The organism is Streptomyces sp. WAC04114 (assembly GCF_019733245.1).
In the GTDB taxonomy this organism is placed as follows: domain Bacteria; phylum Actinomycetota; class Actinomycetes; order Streptomycetales; family Streptomycetaceae; genus Streptomyces; species Streptomyces massasporeus_A.
Window position 1 is genome coordinate 13,531 of sequence record NZ_JAIGQA010000055.1, and the last position, 18,451, is coordinate 31,981.

An 18,451-nucleotide genomic window follows, 5' to 3' on the forward strand; every position below is an offset into this window, starting at 1 on the left:
CCAGCGCTAGGGAGCTGATGAAGCGCATGGGGCCCGGCAGCTCCCGGGCGGGCAGGGCGCATCGGTCGGGGTATCAGAGACCTCGGTCCCGGTTCCAGCGGCTCACGTGCATCGCGTAGAAGACGTTGCCGATGCCCGCGGTGAACATGAAGAGCCAGAAGTGGGCCCACAGCGACTGACGCCGCCGCCTCGGGCCCGCCCCGCCGATTACCGCTGCGGCGGACGCCGCCGCGGAGCTGTTGTTGTTGATGATGATCACCGGCGGCTGTCCGTACGCCTGGGCCGGCTGCTGATCCTGCGGTGTCGCCATGCTGCGTCGACTCCTCGGTGAGCTGAGTGTGCAAGAGCGAGACGCACCATAGGGGTGCCCTGCTGGTCACCGATGTCGAACCAGCTGAACGTCACCCGGTCGGGGCACTTGCCTCTGTCCTGCTCGGTTCCTGTCTCATTCCCACAGGACCACCTGCACGGCGAGTGAGCTGGGAATGTCAGAGATGGCTAGGTGCGACGTGACCCTGAAGGCCCCGATTTCGCCGGAAGATGTGGCGAAGCAGTAGGTTCCTTCTCGGTAGGCGCTGATGGTGGGCGGGTCACCCGGCAGAGCGGGCAGCTTGTCCTCGCAGGTCGCCGGATCGAGGTCGTCCAGGTCCTTGCCCGTTTCCGCGGCACGACCGCTCATCACGATGACGGCCGGGGTCGTGCTGTAGTCCCCCCGCAGGTCGTCGTCTACTCCTACCAGCTTTCCCGGGCTCTTTCCGTCCAGTTCGGCGCCGACGTCCGAGGTGACATTGAGGCTCAGTGGGAGGGTGACGGGCCCTCTCCATCGTGTCGCCGAATCCCGTTGATCCGGCGCGGGCGCGGGAAGGGACGAGCGGTCGACCGGTGTTTCTGAATGGACGGAATCGTCAGTCTGCTTTTCCTGCGAGTTGTCCGCGTTCACACTTTGGACAACCGCAGCCATGAGGGCACCGGCCAGGGTGATGAGTGCAGCGATGATGGTCGCCGGGTGGTCTCTCCACGCCCGCCTCAACGCACCCGGCTGTCCGTCAGGTTCTCCATCGGGAGTGTTGGCCATGATCTCCTCGGATCGTCCCGTTGGTGCAGGGAACTCCCCCACGGTTCCTGTCAGTCGGGCAGGCATGCGCCGATGCCGTCGCTGCCTCCGGTGCTGAACGCCGAGGTGCGTTGCTCGGCGTCACCGTGGTCCTCGGAGCTGGTCCAGGGCGTCTCGTCGGCGAGGGCGGCGAGGGCCTGCGCCAGTTCGTCCCCGTCCCCTTGCTCGAAAACGAGGTCTTCGGAGCCGAAGAGGGTTGCTCCCGCCAGACAGTCCGCCTGCAACTCGGCGGCCACCGCTTTCAGTCCGAGAACACGGCGTTGTACGGCATGGGCCCATTCATGGGCAACCACCAGGTAGACCCACGAGTCGCCCTGGGCATAGCCGTCCCGCATCAGCGCGGCATCCCAGGCGATGAAGTCTCCCTGAGTGCAGTAGAAGGCGTTCTGTGGGGCGGCCGGCTCGCCTCCGCAACTGGGAGCTTCAGGGGTGCCGGCCACGTACGCTCCGAAGACCGACGGCGACTGGTACGCCCCGGTGAAGTGGTCGTTCCAGTGCGACCTCCAGAAGCGGTCCACCACGGCCACGGCGTCCTCGGTCTCCGCCATCCAGGCCTCGTCCGGATTCAGTCCGTCCGTTTCCCCGCCGGTTTCCCCGCCGGTTTGCCCGCCGGTTTCCCCGCCGGTTTGCCCGTCGGTTTGCCCGCCGGTAATGGCCGACTGCTCCGGCTGGATGCCTTCGTCGGTTTTGCCACCGCTTTCGTCGTTGTCGTCCAGCGGCACGTCTCCACCGGTGGTACCAGCCGCTGAGCCGTACGTCTGCGAGTCCGTATCCCGCCCGGAATCAGTGCAGCCTGTCGCCAGGAGGACCGCGCTTACGCTTGCGATCAGCCACCTTCGGTAATGGGCCATATGGCCATCCCCCTCGTTCTCATCCGGATGTCCGGAGCCCAGCGGGAGGCAACTCGCTGCCCGGAGTTGCCGACGGCTGATCCTGAAGCGCCCCAATTTCCGCCATGATTGTAGGACTGAGCCACGTTCAGGCGACATGAGCCACAATGCGCCGCAGCTGATCCCCCGAGGGGCGTACCTACAGGTACGACAACCGCTCACCGAACCGAGGACGGTCGGCTTCCCTGACCTTGCCGAAATGACCTCGCCGAAATTCCTTCGAGCCCGGTCCTGTGATGGCTCTAACCTGGCCACATGGCCCACGCGAAGACCTCGTACGTATGCCTGCCTTGCCGGGCCTCGTACAAGCAGCCCTACCCCGGCCATCACGACCACGAGCGGGTCTGTCCGCGCTGCGCCGAACCTCTGATCCACGTCGGCTCCGCCTTCGCGGCGCCCAAGAGGCGGGACACCGCCGCCTGGCGCACCCTCTCCGTGCTGCTGCACGCCGGTGTGCGCTTCCACAAGAGCTGCTGCGGCGGGCCCGGTTACCGTCCGCGCAGCCTCAGCGAAGTGCGCGAGCGGATGGCCTATGCCCGGGCCACCGGGGAGCCGTTCGCTCAGGCGTTGGTCCGCCGAGAGCTGCCCTGGCGGCGTCGAGAGGATCATCGGTGATGAGGCGTTCGGCGCCCAGCAGCAGTTGGAAGAGTCGGGAGCCTCGGGCCCGTGCCGCAGTGAGCGGCAGCCCTGTTGGGTGAACCATCTCTATCCGGGGGCCTTCCTCGTGACGCTCGGCAGCTTCGTTGCGACGGTGGTCGTCATGCATTGGCTGCCGAGTTGGAGGTCCCGACTGCGCGTCCTGTCCCGGCGGTAGCAGCCGAGCGCTATCCACCGGCAGCCAGTGAAGAGACCAGTACCGCCCCGCCGCCGAGGACCAGCAGTTGCACGGTGCCGGGGATGCGCCACCCCAGGGCCAGGAGGCCGCCGCCCGTCAGTAGCGCGCCGCCGCACAGAAGCCACAGTGCCTGTGACGCCGCTCGCGACGCGCTCGTCGGGACGACGCCGTCGCTTTCGTAGCTGTCGGCCCAACCCGCGATCCCGACGGCGTACACCGACCAGGCGATGAGCATGAAGTCGATGACGAGCAGCGCCAGGCTGACGCCGATCTGGCGGCCGGTTGAAGGCCTGTTCGTCCGGCTCATGCCCACTGCCGTCCCGTCCGCGGGTGACGCTCCACCAAGTGCATGCGGTCAGCGTGGTGTGGCGGCCGGTTCCGCGCATCGGTACAGGTACTCAGTTGTGCCGTTCTCGCGGCGTCTCCTCCGGGAGCAGGTGCCAGGACATGTGCCCGGCCAGAAAGCGCTCCAGTTCATGGGCTGCCACGGACTCGGACGGCAGGTCGTCGGGGCGGGGCCGGTAGAGGGCGGTCAGTTCGTCGCGGAGTCGGGGGTTGAGCGCAGGAGCCCGGTAGTCGTCGATGGTGCCTCGCAGGAACAGCCAGTCGAACAGGCGCACCGCCGGGCTGCGCCCCGACTGAGGGCGCTCGGACAGGTGCTTCTCCTGCCAGGAGCCGACGTAGAAGTACGCCGCATCGGCCAGCGCTTCGGTGAGGCCTGGGGTCGGTTCCTTGAGGTTCCAGTAGACCCGCGCGTCGGCCTCGGAGAGGGGCCGCGGTATCGCGGCGAGCCACAGGCAGTAGTCGCTCATCGGCAACAGTTTGTCACTCGCCCGCCGGCGGACTGCGCCCCATGGAGCAGCATGCCCGTCCCCCCTTCGCCCGATGGTCGCCGCCCTGGGCTCGGGCAGCGGCGGTCTGGGCACGGTTCGCGCGGCGGGCGGTCCACCCGTGTCCTTCGCCGGGCTGAACGACCGTATCCGGGCCGCCGATCCACGTCCCGGCACATCCGGCGACGGGTGAACCGGCCGGTGCCAAGGTCGTTTCGTGGGTGCGGCCGAACAATCTCGTCCGGTGAGGGATAGCCGCGGGCCTCTCATCACGTCGTGATGGTTCGAGAAGGGGAGGGTCGATGGAGGCCTCGAGTCATGACGAGTTCCGGGAGTTCGTGGCGATGCGGTCCACCGCGTTGCTGCGGCTCGCGGTGCTGCTCACCGGCGGGGACCGGCACGCCGCGGAGGATCTGCTGCAGATTGCGCTGATGAAGGCCTACGGGCGGTGGGCGCGCATCGAGCAGCACGAGGCCTACGTGCGGCAGGTGATGTATCGCCAGCAGGTCAACCGCTGGCGGCTGCGCAGGCATCGTGCGGAGACGACCGTGCCCGTGCTGCCCGAGTCGGAGACCGGCGCTGATGCCGGGTCGGAATCGGAGTTGCGGGTCGCGCTGTGGGCGGCGCTCGGCCGGCTGTCGAAGCGGCAGCGGGCCGTGGTGGTGCTGCGCTACTTCGAGGACCTGCCGGAGGCCGAGGTCGCGGCGCTGCTGGGATGCCCGATCGGCACGGTCCGCAGTACGGCGCACCGGTCGCTCGCCAAGCTCCGGGCGCTCGTGCCGGAGCTCGGCCCCGAAGGGCCCCCGGAACGGGTCCAGCCGCTCAACTACACGCCGAAGGAGGTCCAGCGATGACGACGGAGCGCGTGGAGGAGAAGGTCCGCCAGACGCTGAACACGGTCGCCCTGGACCGGGTGCGGGCGCCCGGGAACCTGGTGGAGCAGGTGGTGCGGCGGCGCAGCCGGCGGCGTTTCTCGCAGGCCGCGGGGGCGGCGGTCGCCGTTGCCGCGATCAGCGTGGGGGCGGTGTTCGGCTTTGGCGGGGGCGGCACCGGGCACGATCGGCCCGTGCGGCCGGCGGCCTCGCCCGCGACTCCGCCGGAGGGCTGGGAGCCGTGGCGGAGCAGCGGCCCGGGCGCCAGCGAGCGGGGGTGTCTGGTGGACGGTTCCGCGCTGTACTGCAGCGGGTCCGCGTACGACGCCGTGAAGATCGACGCCAACACCGGCAAGCGGCTGTGGACCGTCGAGGTCAACCGTGAGGGCGACGGCATCGACCACCCGTTCGCGGTGCGTGACGGGGTGGTGTACGCCTACCGCAATCACACCGCCGCGAATGGGCCGGACGGTGACTACGCCGGGGGCACCGATCTGATGGCGATGGACGCCGACACCGGCGACGTGCTGTGGAAGGTCGAGATGCCGCAGGACGACCGCACGGCCCAGGCCGCCATGCTCATCGACGGCGCGGTACTGGCAAACACCCCGTCGGTGCGCACGGCGTCGGCGCTCGATCCGCTGACCGGCAAGGAGAAGTGGCGCCACACCTGGGAGAAGGGCACCGTGTGTCAGCGGGCCGTGCTGAGCGGAGTGCCGTACCTCGCATGCCTGCCGGACGTCGAGAAGCCGGACGCCACCGAGGTGCTCCGGCTCGATCCCGCCGACGGGAGCGCCACGAAGATCGCGACCCTCCCCGGCGGGCAGCAGCTCATGGGGACCACCGGGGACCGGATGGTGCTGATCGCAGCGCAGGGTGCGGGTGGCGCGGGTGGCAAGGATCTGCGGCTGACCACCGTCAGCGGCTCGGGGGAGCGGGTCTCGCGTCCCTATCGGACCGTGGGGACGCCGGCCACCTCCAGTGTCGTCGGTGATCGTCTGATCTCCGTGTCCTGGCAGGGCAAGGCCTCCGCCTACTCGCTGACCACGGGCCAGACCCTGTGGACCCGCCCGGTGGGCGTCACGTTGCCCGGCCAGGACACGATGCAGAGCCTTCCGTCGCCCGTGGTGTCGGCGGGGCAGGGGGTCGTGTACTTCTTCAGCCCGACCGGGGACCTCTCCGGCCTCGATCTGCGCACGGGCAAGCAGGTCTGGCGCGATCACGTCGACCTGGGCAAGGCGCGGCCCGCGTTCGGGGGCTCGCCCCAACTCCTGCTCTACGGGGATGCGCTCGTCGCCCGCAACGGCAGCACGGTCGTCTCGCTGCTGCCTCGGGTCGGTGACTGACCCGGGCGACCCACGTAGTCGGCCCAGGAATCCCGGTTCGGGGAGGGAGAGTTGACGCTTCCTTCCCGGCCCGGGATTTCCGTCGACGACCTGCGAACAGGACAAGCCCGTGTCGGGGCCCCGGAGTGCAACTCCCTGCCAGGCAGCTTCCTGGCGTGGCCGGACGCGGACAGCGGGGTCGGCGGGATGGTTCTCTCTTCTCAGCGGCCGGGAAGCGCGGGGAACGCGGAACGGTCCGGGGGAGCTGAAGCACCACTGGCTCCATGCGCATCGTCGCAAAAGTCCTGACTCACGCAGGGAACGGAGACCAGAAATGATCCGCATCACCAAGCGTTGTTCCGCCGCCGCCGCCGTCGCCGTCGGATCGGCCGTGCTCGCCACGCTCGCCTGGGCCGCGCCGGCTCAGGCCGCCGACCAGCAGGGGTCCGGCTCGGCCGTCACCGCGCGGGCCGGGATCCCGGGCGACATCGTGCTGCCGCACCTGCCGGGCACGCCCGACGACTTCACCTGGACGCCGCTGCCCCTGGGCGGCGACGACTTCACCTGGACGCCGAACCCGCTCCACAACCGCGACGACTTCACCTGGCACCAGTCGCCCGCCGAGGGCCCCGACGACTTCACCTGGCAGCCCGGTCCGGTGGGCGAGCGGTGATCTCCGCGACCACGACGGTTTCGGCGACCAGGACGCCGGGTGCCGGTGCATCAACGACACTGCCGCACCCGGCCCCTCTGCCCACCACCCAGGACATGAGCCGCCGTCAGATCCACTGGCGGCGGGCCGCCTGGACCCCCGCCTCGAAGCGGCTGGAGGCACCCAGGCGCTCCATCAGCTCGGCCATGATGCGGCGTTCGGTTCGGACGCCGATGCCGAGGGCCCGGGCCACCGCCTCGTCGGTGAGGCCGGTGGCGAGGAGTTGGAGGAGCTTGCGCTCCTGCGGGGTGAGGCCCTGCGGGTCGTCGTCGGGTGAGGGGTGCTGATGGAACGGCGTCGCGTGTTCCCAGTAGGCCTCGAACAGGGCCCGCATGGCGAGCACCACCGGCCGGCTGTGGAACATCAGCGCCGCGGGGCCCGTCTGGCCGGGCAGGTTGGCCACGATGGCCGCGGTCGTGTCGATGATCAGCAGTCGCATCGGCAGGGTCGGCGACGTGCGGATCTCGCTGTTGTGTTCCGCCATCCACTGCGCGTGGGACCTCGTCACCCGGTCGTTGACGGCGCTGTCGAGGTAGATCGAGCGGAACCGTACGCCCCGGGCGAGCGCCCGCTCGTTCAGCGGCCGGGACGCCTCGATGGCCTCCTTGGTCAGCCCGCCGACGGGGTGGAAGACGAGGGACTCCTGCTGGCACGACTCGGCGAGGGCCTCCAGCCGGATGCGGATCTCGTCGACGTTGTCGAGCTGCTCGGTGCCGTCCGAGCCGGATCCGCCCGACGCCGTGTACTCGGCGGCGAGCGCGGCGAGTGCCGCCCGGTTCTGCTCGATGCGCTGCTGCCGCCAGACCAGTTCGTCCTGTTCCCGCTGGAGCAGCACCTTCAGGCCGAGCGAGGGGTTCACCGCGCGCAGTGAGCCGGGTGAGTCGCCCGACGGAGCGAGCAGGGACAGGTCCGACAGTCGCGTGAGCGCCGCGTGCACATCGTCTGGACCGATGTCGAGGAGCTCGGCGAGCTTGTCCGGATCATGCTGCTTGTGGAACAGGATCGCGCGGTACACCGCGAGGGTTTGCTGATCGAGCGGCGATACGTCGTCCACGTGGCGTCTCCCCCTTGAACCACATGTGAACCGCATGTCTGGACCGGACCGCCGCGCCGGCTCGAGAGCGGAGGCGCGACTCGGGGGAGCCTTCGCAGGTCGGGCGAAGATCCCCCGTAGATCGTTCACATATTGGCCACGTTACCCGCTCAGGAGTTCCGGTGTCGCACACAGTCGCACATGTACCACCGCCGTTGCAGGGCTGTGTCGTCCTCGTCGTAGACGCCACCACCGGCGTCGGTCGGCGGGTCACCAGTCAGCTGTGCGCGCTGGGCGCCGCTGTCGCCGTGGTCGGCGCCGGGCACCCGGGGCGCGACGACGACGCCGCCACGAACGCGGCGTTCCTGTGCAAGGAACTGGCCGGAATCGGGCTGGTCGCACTGCCGTATCAGGCCGATGTGGAACGGCCGGAGAGCTTCGGCGCGCTGACCGGCCAGATCGCCGCCGACCTCGGCCCGGTCACCGCCAGTGTCGTGGTCGTGCCGTCCGCAAGCGGAGGCGTAGAACTGGCCCCGGCGTTCCGCGTGCTGTCGGGTGTCGTCGCGGCTTCCCTGCCGGCCGGCGCCGAGCACATCGAGGTCGACGTGGGCCACGAGGGCATCGGCCTGGAGGAGGCGGCCCAGGCGGTGGTGGAGCGGCTGGTGCGACTGCACGAGCGGTGGCGCACCCCCTCCAGCTGACGGACACCACTTGTCATGTTTTTCAGAGTCTTTGCCTTAGTCCTGCCGTACGGGGGTCGAGCATGTCGATTCGCATAGTCCTCGCTGGTGATCACCAACTCGTGCTGGAGGCCTTCGCCGAGACGCTCAACGGCGTCGACGGGCTGGAGGTCGTCGGCCTGGCCACGTCGTACGACTCCGTGCAGCCGGCCGTGGAGCGGCACCGGCCCACGGTGCTGCTGCTCGGCGAGTCCACGATGGGCGGGAAGGCGCTGCGTGTCGCCACCGACGTGCGCAGCCGGCATCCCCGGTGCGGGGTGGCGCTGATGGTCGGGGCGGCGACGTCGTCGGTGGTGGACCGGGCCGTGGCGGCCGGCGCGCTGGGTGTCGTGCCGAAGAACGCCCGGCTGCCTCAGCTCGTCACGACGCTGATGGGTGTCGCGGGCGGCTGCCTGACCGTCGACCCGTCGCTGCTGCGGCCCGTCTCGGTCGGTGAACTGTCTTTGAGCACCCGGGAGATGGACGTGCTGCGACTGACGGCCGGCGGGGCGACGGTGAAGGAGATCGCGGGCGAGCTGTATCTGGCGGCGGGCACGGTGCGGAACCTGACGTCCGCCGCGATCAAGAAGCTCGGCGGTCGCAACCGCTTCGACGCGGCGCGGATCGCCGGGGAACACGGGCTGCTGTGAGGTCGGCGTGGGCGGCGACAGCAGTGCCGGAGGAGACAGTGGTGCGGGCGGCGGCAGCGGTGCGGACGGTGGTGGGGGCGGCGACAGCGGTGCGGACGGTGGCGGTGCGGGCCGCGCGGTCGGTGCGGGCCGCGCGGTCGGTGCGGGCCGCGCGGTCGGTGCGGGGGGCGCGCCCTGTACGGGCGGCGCGCCCTGTGCGGGCGCTGCGGGCGGCGGCGCCGGTGCGAGCCCCGTGGGCGCCGCGGGTGGTGCGGGTGGTGCCAGCGGCGCGGGCCGTATGGGCGACGCCGACCGTGTGGGCGGCGCCCGCCGTGTGGGCGGCGCCCGCCGTGTGGGCGGCACGGGCCGTGTGGGCGGCACGGGCCGTGTGGGCGGCACGGGCCGTGTGGGCGGCACGGGCCGTGTGGGTGGCGCAGGTTGTGGGCGAGCGCGCGCCGGCCCCGGCACGAGGGGTGCCGGGGCGGGGCGTTGGTGTCGTGCGAGCGCCGGGCGGGCTGGTGCGGTCGCTGCGGCGGTGGGTGTGCGGTGAGGTGCCGGGGTCACTTCTCCAGGCAGAACTCGTCGATGGGGTAGCCGACGTGGCGGTCGGCCGTGGGCAGGTGCCCGAGGATCGTGTCGCCGGGCTTCAGCTCCGTGGAGTTGAGGACGGCGGCGTTCGGGCCGAGGACGCGGACGTGCCAGTCGTCCTGGAGGATCAGGTTGACCGTCTGCCCGCTCGGGGCGACCGCGTCGATGGAGATCAGCGGACGGGTCTCGATCTTGACGCGGCCGACGCTGACGGGCCGGGTACGGCCCTTGACGTCGACGGCCAGCACCTTGCTGCCGGCGTGGAGTTCGCTGAGGTAGTGGGTGCGGCCGGCCTGCGACACGGTGTACGAGTGCAGGGCGCCGGCGTTGACCCGGAAGGGGCGGGTCGGCATGTACGGCAGGGGGTGGGTCTCGCTGACGCACAGCACCATGCCCTTGGAGTGCGAGCCGACCAGGATGCCCTCGTCCTTGCGGAAGTGGGTCGTGGTGTCGACGCAGGCCCGCTCCCCCATGCCGATGTGCGTGGTGCGCGTGACGGTGAGTTCGACCAGGTCGATCTCGCCGCCGCGGGCGCTGGCGGCGGTGCGCAGGGCGGTGGCGTCGCCGACGGTGTTGGCCCGCATCAGGACGCCGTCCGAGCCCAGTTCCAGGACGCCGTAGACGATCTCGGCCTCCTCGGTGTTGGACGCGGTGGTGATGATGGAGCCGGGGGCGCCGGTGGCGGCGGCGATCACGATCTCCAGCGGGATCTTGGTGGGGTCGCGGAAGTCGAGCACGCTCCACGGCTCCAGGCGGGCCGCGAGGCAGGCGTCCTCCAGGGTGTCGGCGTCGACGATCTCCACGTAGCGGCCGAACTCGACGTCCGGGTGCGCCTCCTGGAGCGCGGCCCGCTCCTCGCGGGGGCCCGGGACGACGACCAGGTCGGCGGTGCCGAGGTCGGCGGGGACGCCGTCGAGCCCGTCCTCGAAGAGCAGGACCTTGCGGACGGTGGGCGGCAGACCTGCGAAGGCGGCCGGGTCGGCGGCGACGATGCCGTCGATGCGCTGGTGCAGGGCCTCTTCGAGGACGGCCTGGGTGGCGGTGCCGGCTCCGCGGATGTCAAGCCAGCACAGTTTTGCGTCCGTCATGATGCGGACCTCCTGTCGGGTGTGAGGAGTGCGAAGGGTCGGAGAGGTGGTGCGTGGTGTCGTCGAGCGTGGAGCCGGGCGCGCCGAGGTGGGCCGGGGCGTCCAGGTGATCGGGGGTCAGCCGCTCGGCCCGGTGTGCGTCGGCCGGGAAGGCCAGCGGGGCGAAGTGCTGCTCCGGGAAGTGGTGGATCAGCCGGGCGACCTTGGCGGCGAGCTGACGGGGGTCGGAGGCCTGGAAGATGTTGCGGCCCATCGCCACCCCGCCCGCGCCGCCGGCCAGGGCCGCCCGGACGTAGGCCAGCACGTCCTCCTCGGTGGGCATCGCGGGACCGCCCGCGACGAGGACGGGCACCGGGCAGGCCGCGGTCAGGTCGAGCATCTCCGCGGTCGAGCCGAGGAAGACGGTCTTGACCAGGTCCGCGCCCAGGTCGGAGGCGACGGTGACGGCGTGCGCCACCAGGTCCGGGTCGCGCGGGTCGGTGACCCGGGGTCCGCGCGGGTACACCATGGCGAGCAGCGGCAGGTTCCACCGGTCGCAGGCGTCGGCGATCCGTCCGAGGTCGCCGATCTGCTGCCGCTCGTCGTCCGAGCCGACGTTGACGTGGACGCTCACCGCGTCCGCGCCGAGCCGGAGGGCCTCCTCGACCTGCGTCACCACGTACTTGGCGTCGGGGTCGAGCGCCTGGCTGGTGGACGCGTTGAGATGGATGATCAGCGACATCGCGGCGAACCGCTCCGGGCTGATGTGCCGGACGCTGCCCTTGTGCACGACGACCGCGTCCGCGCCGCCGGCGGCGAGCTGCCCGGCGAGGTGGTCGAGGCTGGTGCCCTTGGGGGCGACGGGCCCGTCGCTGATCGAGTGGTCGAGAGGGGTGATCATCAGGCCTGCCGTGCTGTGGCGGTAGAGCCGCCGCAGCCTCAGTGACCTGGCGAAGTGGCCGAATGCGGTCATGGGGTGCCCTTTCTGTTGCGCGGATCGGTACGCGTACGCCGATCGGTGGCCCGGCGGGCGTCTGGTCCGGCGGAGCCGCCGGGGTCGGGCGGACCGGTGCCGCGCGGCTCGGCGGACGGACCGGTGCCGCGCTGCTCGGCCGACGGACCGCTGCCGCGCGGCTCGGCGGACGGACCGCTGCCGCGCGGCTCGGCGGACGGACCGCTGCCGCGCGGCTCGGCGGACGGCACCGACCCACCGGGCCGAGTCCGTACCGGCGGCGGCACCGACCCACCGGGCCGGGTCCGCACCGGTGCGGTGACCTCTCGCAATCTGGCCCGGTCCGGTTTGCCGGACGGCGTCAGCGGGAGCTCGGGCCAGACCGAGACGCCGACCGGGGCGTGTTCCGGGGTGAGCGTCGCGGCGACGTAGCCGCGCAGGTCGCAGGAGGTGTGGCCGGCGCCGGAGTGGAGTTCGACGGCGGCGTGGACCTGCTCGACCAGGTCCTCGTCGCGTACGCCGAACACCGCCGCCTGCCGCACCTGCGGATGCTGGAGCAGTGCCGCCTCGATGGCGGCCGGGTCGAGCTTGAGGCCGCCGTGCTTGATGACGTCGCCGACCCGGCCGTCGAGCCGGAGGTAGCCGTAGCGGTCCCAGTGGCCCAGGTCGCCGGTGCGCAGCCAGCCGTCCCGGTAGGTCGCCCGGGTCAGCTCCGGGTCGTCGAGGTAACCGGCGGACACGGTGGGCGAGTTGACCCAGATCTCGCCGGTCCGGCCGCGGCCCAGCGGGGCGCCGGAATCCGCTGCCCGGATCTCCACCCGCACCCAGGGGAAGGGCCGGCCGGCCGAGCCCAGCAGTTCGGGCTCACGGTGGTCGAGCGGGGTGAGACTGCTGATGCCGCCCGCCTCCGTGGTGCCGTACACCTGGATGAGGACGTCGCCGAAGACCCGGACGGCCTGCCGGACCCGCTCGGGGGCGGCCGGAGTGCCGCTGTAGGTGATGCGGCGCAGCGAGGACAGGTCGAACGACGCTACCAGCGGGTGGTCGAGCAGGCGGTACAGGTGGGGCACCGCCAAGTAGACGTCCGTCACGCCCAGTTCGGCGATGGCCGTCAGGGTCGCGTCGGCGTCGAACTCGTCGTGCAGGACGATCGTGCCGCCTGAGCACAGCACGGCGTCGGCCATGGGTGCCGTCGTGTGGCTGACCGGTGTGACCGACAGCAGGGTTGCCGGGCCGCGGGGGTCGAGGCCGGAGGCCAGCCGGTGGACGAGGTGTTCGCGGGTGCCGTAGCGCTGGGCGACCATCTTGGGCCGGCCGGTGCTGCCGCTGGTGAAGTCGACGACGGCCAGGTCGTCGGGGCGCGGCGGCGGGACCGGTGGCACGCTGTCGTGCCCGTCCGCCGTGCGCGGGATCGCCCGCACGGTCAGGCCGGGCCTGCGCCGCGCCAGCCATCGGCCGCGGGCCGTGCTCTCCTCGTCCGTGTCGTCCACGAGCAGCAGCGACACCCCGAGGTCACGCAGGAGCCCGGTCTGGGTGGCGACCGAGAAGGTCTCGGTGTCCGTGCGCGGGTTCATCGAGCGGACGTAGACGGAGGTGGCGCCGAGCAGATGGACGGCGTAGCGGGCGCTGAGCATCAGCGGGTGGTTGGGGCCGGTCAGGACGGCGACGGTGGTGCCGGGTCGGACGCCGTGGGAGTGCAGGAGCGCCGCGCTGCCCAGGACGGACGCGCGCAACTCGCCTGCTGTCACCGCCCGTTCCGGCCGGTGCAGGACGATGCGGGTCGGGTCCCTGCCCAGGGCCGCGAGGACGCGGCGCGCATAGGGGCGGGGAGTGGCTTCGGTGGTCATGGTCCTCCTCTCAATCAATTGATCAGGAGCGTTTCCGGAAACCGCCAGACGCCTCTTATGGGGAACGTTTCCGGGAATCAGGCGATCTTCATCTGCGCCATCATTCCCATGGCGCTGTGGTCGATCATGTGGCAGTGGTACGGATAGACACCGCGATGTGAATCGAAGGTGAGCTGGAGTTTCGCCGTCTGGCCGGGGAAGAGCAGCACGGTGTCCTTCCAGCCGGTCTCCGCCGGATAGGGCGGCTGACCGTCCCGTTCGAGAATGCGGAACTGCACCAGGTGCGTATGGAAGTTGTGCGGGACGGTGGCGCTCTTGTTGGTGACCGTCCACACCTCGGTGCTGCCCCACTGGATGTTGGTGTCGATGCGGTCGGGGTCGAAGGTCTTGCCGTTGATGTAGGCCTGGTGGCCGCCGGAGCCGGGCTCGTCCATGGAGAGCTCGAAGCCGCGCTCCACGGTCGGCTTGGGCAGTGCCGGCAGCGTGGCGAGGGTGTCCGGCACTCTGCTGGTGTCGGCGGTGCGCTCGCCGATGTCGAACCGCATGACCTGGCCGACGAGTTCGGTCGGGCCGGGGCCCAGCATGTTGGCGAGGGTGAGCTTGGTGCCGGGGGCGTACTTCGAGAAGTCGACGACGAAGTCGATGCGCTCCCCCGGCGACAGCACCAGTACGGGCGTCTCGGCGGGCGCGGCGAGCAGGCCGCCGTCGGTGCCGATCTGCTGTACGGGGTGCTGGGTGGCCGAGCCGTCGGACAGCGCGAGGATGAAGATGCGCAGGTTGCAGGAGTTGACCAGCCGGAAGCGGTACTTGCGGGCCTCGACCTTCAGGTACGGCCAGGGGCGGCCGTTGACCAGGATGGTCGTGCGGTTCTCCGCGTCGTCCATCGTGTAGACCATCTGCGCGCCCGCGTCGAAGTGCGCGTCGCGCAGTACCAGCGGGATGTCGTACTTCCCGGACGGCAGGCCGAGGCGGTCCTCGGCGGGGTCGCGCAGCAGGTACAGGCCCGACAGGCCCCGGTAGACGTGCTCGGACTCCATGTGGTGGGCGTGGTCGTGCGTCCACAGGGTGGCGCCGGGCTGCTTGTTCTCGTAGACGTAGGTGCGCTTGCGGCCGGGGGCGATGGTGTCCATCATTCCGCCGTCGTGGGCCACCGGGTTGTTGCCGCCGTGCAGGTGCACCGAGGTCGGCATGTCCAGCGCGTTGACCTGCTGGACGACGGTGGTGCGGCCGGTGCGGGCGCGGATGGTGGGGCCCGTGAACGAGCCGTTGTAGGTCAGCGCGTCGGTGCGGGTGCCCGGCAGGATCTCCACGCCGGCGCGGCGCATGGTGACCCGGTAGAAGTCGGCGGTCTTGGTGCGGCGGTAGGGGGCCAGGACCGGCGGGGTCGTCAGGGGCAGCGAGAAGGGTTCGACCGGGGCGGCTGCCGCGCCGGCCGGTGCGGCCTTCCCGGCCGCCGCTCCGGCGGCCGCGGCGGACTGTCCGGCGGCCGCGGCCGGTTGTCCGGCGGTGAGCGTCCGGAAGACCCCGCCCGCCGCGCCGACCGCGCCGACGGCGCCGGTGGTGAGGCCGAGACGTATCGCATGTCGACGACTGAACACGAAGTTTTCCTTCTCTGTCGGTGAGGTGCGGGGAGAATTCGTGTTCCGAGCATGCGCGTCGAGTGCCGAATGTCCGAGCGATTGAAGTCCGCCCCTGTCATCTGTCATGCATTCCATGACCCCGGTCACGAGCGGGAATGGCGACTGTCATTCGGTGCGGCCGGTGCGGGGGGAGCCGGTGTAGCGGGCCGCAGAGTGGATTTCGACAGGTCCGCCCACGCGAGTCGAGCACCGGAGGCCCGATGAATCCCGCAGGCACGAAAGCGATCACCGAGAAGCCCCCCGGGTCCGCCGCCCGGGCGCTGCGCACCGATGTGCGGGTGACGTTCGACGACGGCACGCACACCGCGCTGTTGCGGGGCCCCGTCACCTCCCTCGTCCTGCGCCCGGTGCGCGGCCCGTTGCGTACGGTCCTGCTCCGGCTGGCCGAGGGACCGCTGCCGCGGGAGGAGTTGTACGAGGGTCTCGACTCGGCCGGCCGGGAGCGGGCCGACGCCCTGCTGGAGCGGGCCGGGCAACTGCTGGCGTACAGCGTGCTGACGCGTGACGAGCCGCCGCTGCGCCGGGAGTTGCTGCGGCTGGAGCCGACCGCGCGGGATGCCGGGCACCGGCTCGCGGAGGTGGCCGCGGTCGACCGCGTGCGCCTCTCCCGGTTCGCGTTCTGCCGTTCGCGCGAGGGTGTGCTCGTGCTGGAGTCACCGCTGGTGAAGTTCCGCGCGGTGCTGGTCGACCGGGCGGCGCGAGAGCTCGCCGCCGCCCTGGGGCAGCCGGGCCGGGCGGGGAGCGCCGGGGAGGTCACGGGGCTGAGCGAGGCGGAGACCCTGGACGTCCTGGCCCACCTGGTCGGTCTGGGCTTCGCCGAGGTCGCCGGCCCGGACGGCACGTTCGCCTCCGACTGCGAACCGGTGCTGCGGCAGTGGGACTTCCACGATCTGCTGTTCCACTCGCGGATCCGCTCCGGGCGCCACGACGGTGTCTTCGGAGCCGTCTACCCCTACCGGGGCGAGATCGACCCGCTGCCCGCCGTGAAGCCCGCGCCGCCCGGCCCGGCGACCGAGCTGTACCGCCCGCGCCGCGCCGACCTCGACGCCGCCGACCCGTCGCTGACCGCCGCCATCGAGTCTCGTCGCTCCCACCGCGCCTTCGGGGAGCGGGCGTTGACGGCGCGCGAGCTGGGCGAGTTCCTGTACCGGGTGCAGCGCGTGCGCGTCCACCGCACCCCGGGCGCGGACTCCCCCGGTGAGGACGAGGTCGTCTCACGGCCGTACCCGAGCGGCGGCTCCCTGTACGAACTGGAGCTGTACGTCACGGTGTTGCGCTGCGACGGACTGGAGCCGGGCGTCTACCACTACGACTCCTACGCGCACCGCCTGGTCCTGGTCAGCGCGGAGGAGGCGGACCGGCGGGCACTGCTGGGGGTGGCGTCCCGCTCGGTGGGCTTCGACGTCCATCCTGACGTGCTCTTCACGGTGACCTCGCGGTTCCAGCGGATGGCGTGGAAGTACCGGGCGATGGCCTACGCGACGACGCTGCGGCACACCGGGGTGCTCTACCAGACCATGTACCTGGTGGCCACGGCGATGGGCCTGGCGCCCTGCGGCCTGGGCAACGGCGACGCCGACCTCTCGGCCCGCGTGCTGGGCCTGGACTACCTCCGGGAGTCCTCGGTGGGTGACTTCCTGCTGGGTACGCCGGCCGGCGGCACCGAGCTGCCCGCGGACCCGGGCGAGGAATGGCACATGGTGAACAGCCCTGACTGGGCAATTCCGCTCGACGGCCCCGGAAAGCAGGGCGTCGGCGAAAAGTCATCCGCCCCGTGATAAATGTCAGCCGGCGGTCGCGAACCCTGGCGTCGGGGTGAGTGCCCGAGCAATATGGATGTCAGAGCCGGACGGGAAAGGAACAAATCCCGGAAGGCGACCAGGAATTCACGGCCGGCATTTCCGGTGACGGAATCGACGGCCTCGACGAAAGGAATGCGACATGACCGCCAAGGACATCAAGAACCAGGACGCGGACAAGGCGTTCGAGGGCTTCGACGCGGACGAGCTGGAGACCCTCGAGGTCACCGACGGCGTCGCCCTGCCGGAGATGGGCGCCTCCAGCGGCTCGATCGGCACCTCGTCCTCCTCGTCCAGCACCTGCTCGGCCTGCTGAACCACTCACCCCGGATCTTCGGAAGGATTTCGACATGACCGCCAAGGACATCAAGAACCAGGACGCGGACAAGGCGTTCGAGGGCTTCGACGCGGACGAGCTGGAGACCCTCGAGGTCACCGACGGCGTCGCCCTGCCGGAGATGGGCGCCTCCAGCGGCTCGATCGGCACCTCGTCCTCCTCGTCCAGCACCTGCTCGGCCTGCTGAACCACTCACCCCGGATCTTCGGAAGGATTTCGACATGACCGCCAAGGACATCAAGAACCAGGACGCGGACAAGGCGTTCGAGGGCTTCGACGCGGACGAGCTGGAGACCCTCGAGGTCACCGACGGCGTCGCCCTGCCGGAGATGGGCGCCTCCAGCGGCTCGATCGGCACCTCGTCCTCCTCGTCCAGCACCTGCTCGGCCTGCTGAACCGGCGTCACGGCCTGAGCACCACGGCCTGAACGCATCAAGGATGCGCCTGCCCGGCCTCGGCCGGTCGGGCACATCCTTGCGTTCGGCGTTCGGCGTTCGGCGTTCGAGGGGAGGTCAGCCGCGCAGGGCCAGGTGGTACGACGAGGCCCACAGCACCACCGCGCTGCCCAGGCCCACCACGATCCGCACGGTCTCGCTCGCGACGCCGGCCGCGACGAGCACGAACCCGGCGACCGCGACCACGGACAGCAGCGACGCCGTCCACCGGTACTGCCACTGGTCGTACAGCCGGGCGAGCGGGAAGAAGTGCAGGCCCACGACGAGGGCGATGCCCGCGGGGATGGCCTCGGGCCGGCCCGCGGCGTTGGAGGCGGCGATGACGGCGAAGATGGCCGCCAGCTCGACGGTGTTGACGATGCCCACGCCGCGCGCCCAGTTGGCCGGAAGGTCCACCATCCGGGGCGAGGGCGCGGCGCCCTTGCGGTACCCCAGGTAGATCGCCGCCGCGGTGATCAGCAGCGCCGCCACCTCGATGGTGAGCGGCGCGACATCCGTCGCCGAGCCGGTCCCGGAGGCCGCCGCCACGGCCCACATGAGGCCGAACACGGAGAGCACGGCCACGCCTCGGCGGCGCAGGTTGCGGGTGAGGGCGAGGCACTCGGCGTCCGTGGCGGACGGGGTGGGGGGCGTTGTGGGGGACGTAGATGTCACTCGCGGAGAATACACCTGCCCACCCTGCCTTCTTGGCGGTTTTTGGCCAGTTCACGGGAACCCTCGGACCAGCCCACGGGCACCCTCGAAGCGGAAGGCAAGATTCCGTCATCCTGGCCCGTAGTCGGACGTCACGGAAACGATGACGTATGT

Annotated in this window: 21 protein-coding genes; 10 read left to right on the forward strand and 11 right to left on the reverse strand. The window is 71.0% G+C overall.

What is annotated here, in order from left to right; translation table 11 throughout:
• Positions 1-73: 73 nt before the first annotated feature.
• The 3 genes from K4G64_RS16995 to K4G64_RS17005 all read right to left on the reverse strand — a co-directional run bounded on the left by K4G64_RS16995 (position 74) and on the right by K4G64_RS17005 (position 1,836).
• On the reverse strand, positions 74-310 hold the full coding sequence (locus K4G64_RS16995) for a hypothetical protein (protein ID WP_221756880.1): 237 nt from the start codon (positions 308-310) through the stop codon (positions 74-76).
• Between the two features lie 135 nt (positions 311-445).
• The gene (locus K4G64_RS17000) at positions 446-1,075 is read right to left on the reverse strand and encodes a hypothetical protein (protein ID WP_221756881.1); all 630 of its coding nucleotides are present in this window, start codon (positions 1,073-1,075) and stop codon (positions 446-448) included.
• Positions 1,076-1,125: 50 nt separating this feature from the next.
• The gene (locus K4G64_RS17005; protein ID WP_221756882.1) at positions 1,126-1,836 is read right to left on the reverse strand and encodes a hypothetical protein; all 711 of its coding nucleotides are present in this window, start codon (positions 1,834-1,836) and stop codon (positions 1,126-1,128) included.
• Positions 1,837-2,259: 423 nt separating this feature from the next.
• Between K4G64_RS17005 and K4G64_RS17010 the strand changes: the two genes are divergently transcribed.
• On the forward strand, positions 2,260-2,619 hold the full coding sequence (locus K4G64_RS17010) for a deoxyxylulose-5-phosphate synthase (RefSeq protein ID WP_221756883.1): 360 nt from the start codon (positions 2,260-2,262) through the stop codon (positions 2,617-2,619).
• Positions 2,620-2,828: 209 nt separating this feature from the next.
• On the opposite strand, the gene K4G64_RS17015 is transcribed toward K4G64_RS17010, so the two are convergent.
• On the reverse strand, positions 2,829-3,146 hold the full coding sequence (locus tag K4G64_RS17015; protein ID WP_260460560.1) for a hypothetical protein: 318 nt from the start codon (positions 3,144-3,146) through the stop codon (positions 2,829-2,831).
• 91 nt (positions 3,147-3,237) lie between these two features.
• Entirely contained in the window at positions 3,238-3,651 is a 414-nt protein-coding gene (locus K4G64_RS17020; RefSeq protein ID WP_221756885.1) for a hypothetical protein, read from the reverse strand.
• Positions 3,652-3,971: 320 nt separating this feature from the next.
• On the opposite strand from K4G64_RS17020, the gene K4G64_RS17025 reads away from it, so the two are divergent.
• From K4G64_RS17025 to K4G64_RS17035, 3 genes are all read left to right on the forward strand, one after another.
• Complete coding sequence (locus tag K4G64_RS17025; RefSeq protein ID WP_221756886.1) at positions 3,972-4,523, forward strand: SigE family RNA polymerase sigma factor; 552 nt, start codon at positions 3,972-3,974, stop codon at positions 4,521-4,523.
• Entirely contained in the window at positions 4,520-5,887 is a 1,368-nt protein-coding gene (locus tag K4G64_RS17030) for a PQQ-binding-like beta-propeller repeat protein (RefSeq protein WP_221756887.1), read from the forward strand. The genes K4G64_RS17025 and K4G64_RS17030 overlap by 4 nt, the downstream gene beginning before the upstream one ends.
• Before the next feature lie 313 nt (positions 5,888-6,200).
• Positions 6,201-6,539, forward strand: a complete 339-nt coding sequence (locus K4G64_RS17035) for a hypothetical protein (protein WP_221756888.1) — start codon at positions 6,201-6,203, stop codon at positions 6,537-6,539.
• Between the two features lie 106 nt (positions 6,540-6,645).
• Here K4G64_RS17035 and K4G64_RS17040 read toward each other — a convergent pair whose 3' ends face one another.
• Positions 6,646-7,632 (reverse strand): helix-turn-helix transcriptional regulator, encoded by a 987-nt coding sequence (locus K4G64_RS17040; protein ID WP_221756889.1) that lies wholly within the window; start codon positions 7,630-7,632, stop codon positions 6,646-6,648.
• A gap of 161 nt (positions 7,633-7,793) precedes the next feature.
• Here K4G64_RS17040 and K4G64_RS17045 point away from each other — a divergent pair, with 161 nt between their 5' ends.
• Positions 7,794-8,312: a hypothetical protein gene (locus tag K4G64_RS17045; protein ID WP_308122412.1), complete on the forward strand. Its 519-nt coding sequence runs from the start codon at positions 7,794-7,796 to the stop codon at positions 8,310-8,312.
• A 62-nt stretch (positions 8,313-8,374) separates the two neighbouring features.
• Positions 8,375-8,980, forward strand: a complete 606-nt coding sequence (locus K4G64_RS17050; RefSeq protein WP_031104995.1) for a response regulator transcription factor — start codon at positions 8,375-8,377, stop codon at positions 8,978-8,980.
• A gap of 539 nt (positions 8,981-9,519) precedes the next feature.
• Here the strand turns inward: K4G64_RS17050 and K4G64_RS17055 are convergent.
• The 4 genes from K4G64_RS17055 to K4G64_RS17070 all read right to left on the reverse strand — a co-directional run bounded on the left by K4G64_RS17055 (position 9,520) and on the right by K4G64_RS17070 (position 15,011).
• The gene (locus K4G64_RS17055) at positions 9,520-10,635 is read right to left on the reverse strand and encodes a 3-dehydroquinate synthase II (protein WP_221756890.1); all 1,116 of its coding nucleotides are present in this window, start codon (positions 10,633-10,635) and stop codon (positions 9,520-9,522) included.
• Entirely contained in the window at positions 10,607-11,587 is a 981-nt protein-coding gene (locus K4G64_RS17060) for a 2-amino-3,7-dideoxy-D-threo-hept-6-ulosonate synthase (protein WP_221756891.1), read from the reverse strand. The genes K4G64_RS17055 and K4G64_RS17060 overlap by 29 nt, the downstream gene beginning before the upstream one ends.
• A complete protein-coding gene (locus K4G64_RS17065) occupies positions 11,584-13,413 on the reverse strand; it encodes a class I adenylate-forming enzyme family protein (protein WP_221756892.1) in 1,830 nt (609 codons plus the stop codon). The genes K4G64_RS17060 and K4G64_RS17065 overlap by 4 nt, the downstream gene beginning before the upstream one ends.
• A gap of 77 nt (positions 13,414-13,490) precedes the next feature.
• Positions 13,491-15,011, reverse strand: a complete 1,521-nt coding sequence (locus K4G64_RS17070; RefSeq protein WP_221756893.1) for a multicopper oxidase family protein — start codon at positions 15,009-15,011, stop codon at positions 13,491-13,493.
• A 242-nt stretch (positions 15,012-15,253) separates the two neighbouring features.
• Here K4G64_RS17070 and K4G64_RS17075 point away from each other — a divergent pair, with 242 nt between their 5' ends.
• The 4 genes from K4G64_RS17075 to K4G64_RS17090 all read left to right on the forward strand — a co-directional run bounded on the left by K4G64_RS17075 (position 15,254) and on the right by K4G64_RS17090 (position 17,584).
• Entirely contained in the window at positions 15,254-16,831 is a 1,578-nt protein-coding gene (locus K4G64_RS17075; protein ID WP_221756894.1) for a SagB family peptide dehydrogenase, read from the forward strand.
• 163 nt (positions 16,832-16,994) lie between these two features.
• Positions 16,995-17,168, forward strand: coding sequence for a thiazolylpeptide-type bacteriocin (locus K4G64_RS17080; protein ID WP_078615318.1), 174 nt, complete (start codon positions 16,995-16,997; stop codon positions 17,166-17,168).
• Positions 17,169-17,202: 34 nt separating this feature from the next.
• Positions 17,203-17,376 (forward strand): thiazolylpeptide-type bacteriocin, encoded by a 174-nt coding sequence (locus tag K4G64_RS17085; protein WP_078615318.1) that lies wholly within the window; start codon positions 17,203-17,205, stop codon positions 17,374-17,376.
• A 34-nt stretch (positions 17,377-17,410) separates the two neighbouring features.
• Positions 17,411-17,584, forward strand: a complete 174-nt coding sequence (locus K4G64_RS17090) for a thiazolylpeptide-type bacteriocin (RefSeq protein WP_078615318.1) — start codon at positions 17,411-17,413, stop codon at positions 17,582-17,584.
• Between the two features lie 117 nt (positions 17,585-17,701).
• Here K4G64_RS17090 and K4G64_RS17095 read toward each other — a convergent pair whose 3' ends face one another.
• Positions 17,702-18,298 (reverse strand): hypothetical protein, encoded by a 597-nt coding sequence (locus tag K4G64_RS17095; RefSeq protein WP_221756895.1) that lies wholly within the window; start codon positions 18,296-18,298, stop codon positions 17,702-17,704.
• Between the last annotated feature and the right edge of the window lie 153 nt (positions 18,299-18,451).

Excerpts from the sequence above, each read along its gene's own strand:
- K4G64_RS16995 (WP_221756880.1), bottom strand. The coding sequence starts at position 310 with ATGGCGACACCGCAGGATCAGCAGCCGGCCCAGGCGTACGGACAGCCG.
- K4G64_RS17000 (WP_221756881.1), bottom strand. The coding sequence starts at position 1,075 with ATGGCCAACACTCCCGATGGAGAACCTGACGGACAGCCGGGTGCGTTG.
- K4G64_RS17010 (WP_221756883.1), top strand. The coding sequence starts at position 2,260 with ATGGCCCACGCGAAGACCTCGTACGTATGCCTGCCTTGCCGGGCCTCG.
- K4G64_RS17015 (WP_260460560.1), bottom strand. The coding sequence starts at position 3,146 with ATGAGCCGGACGAACAGGCCTTCAACCGGCCGCCAGATCGGCGTCAGC.
- K4G64_RS17020 (WP_221756885.1), bottom strand. The coding sequence starts at position 3,651 with ATGAGCGACTACTGCCTGTGGCTCGCCGCGATACCGCGGCCCCTCTCC.
- K4G64_RS17025 (WP_221756886.1), top strand. The coding sequence starts at position 3,972 with ATGGAGGCCTCGAGTCATGACGAGTTCCGGGAGTTCGTGGCGATGCGG.
- K4G64_RS17030 (WP_221756887.1), top strand. The coding sequence starts at position 4,520 with ATGACGACGGAGCGCGTGGAGGAGAAGGTCCGCCAGACGCTGAACACG.
- K4G64_RS17035 (WP_221756888.1), top strand. The coding sequence starts at position 6,201 with ATGATCCGCATCACCAAGCGTTGTTCCGCCGCCGCCGCCGTCGCCGTC.
- K4G64_RS17050 (WP_031104995.1), top strand. The coding sequence starts at position 8,375 with ATGTCGATTCGCATAGTCCTCGCTGGTGATCACCAACTCGTGCTGGAG.
- K4G64_RS17055 (WP_221756890.1), bottom strand. The coding sequence starts at position 10,635 with ATGACGGACGCAAAACTGTGCTGGCTTGACATCCGCGGAGCCGGCACC.
- K4G64_RS17060 (WP_221756891.1), bottom strand. The coding sequence starts at position 11,587 with ATGACCGCATTCGGCCACTTCGCCAGGTCACTGAGGCTGCGGCGGCTC.
- K4G64_RS17065 (WP_221756892.1), bottom strand. The coding sequence starts at position 13,413 with ATGACCACCGAAGCCACTCCCCGCCCCTATGCGCGCCGCGTCCTCGCG.
- K4G64_RS17075 (WP_221756894.1), top strand. The coding sequence starts at position 15,254 with ATGAATCCCGCAGGCACGAAAGCGATCACCGAGAAGCCCCCCGGGTCC.
- K4G64_RS17080 (WP_078615318.1), top strand. The coding sequence starts at position 16,995 with ATGACCGCCAAGGACATCAAGAACCAGGACGCGGACAAGGCGTTCGAG.
- K4G64_RS17085 (WP_078615318.1), top strand. The coding sequence starts at position 17,203 with ATGACCGCCAAGGACATCAAGAACCAGGACGCGGACAAGGCGTTCGAG.
- K4G64_RS17090 (WP_078615318.1), top strand. The coding sequence starts at position 17,411 with ATGACCGCCAAGGACATCAAGAACCAGGACGCGGACAAGGCGTTCGAG.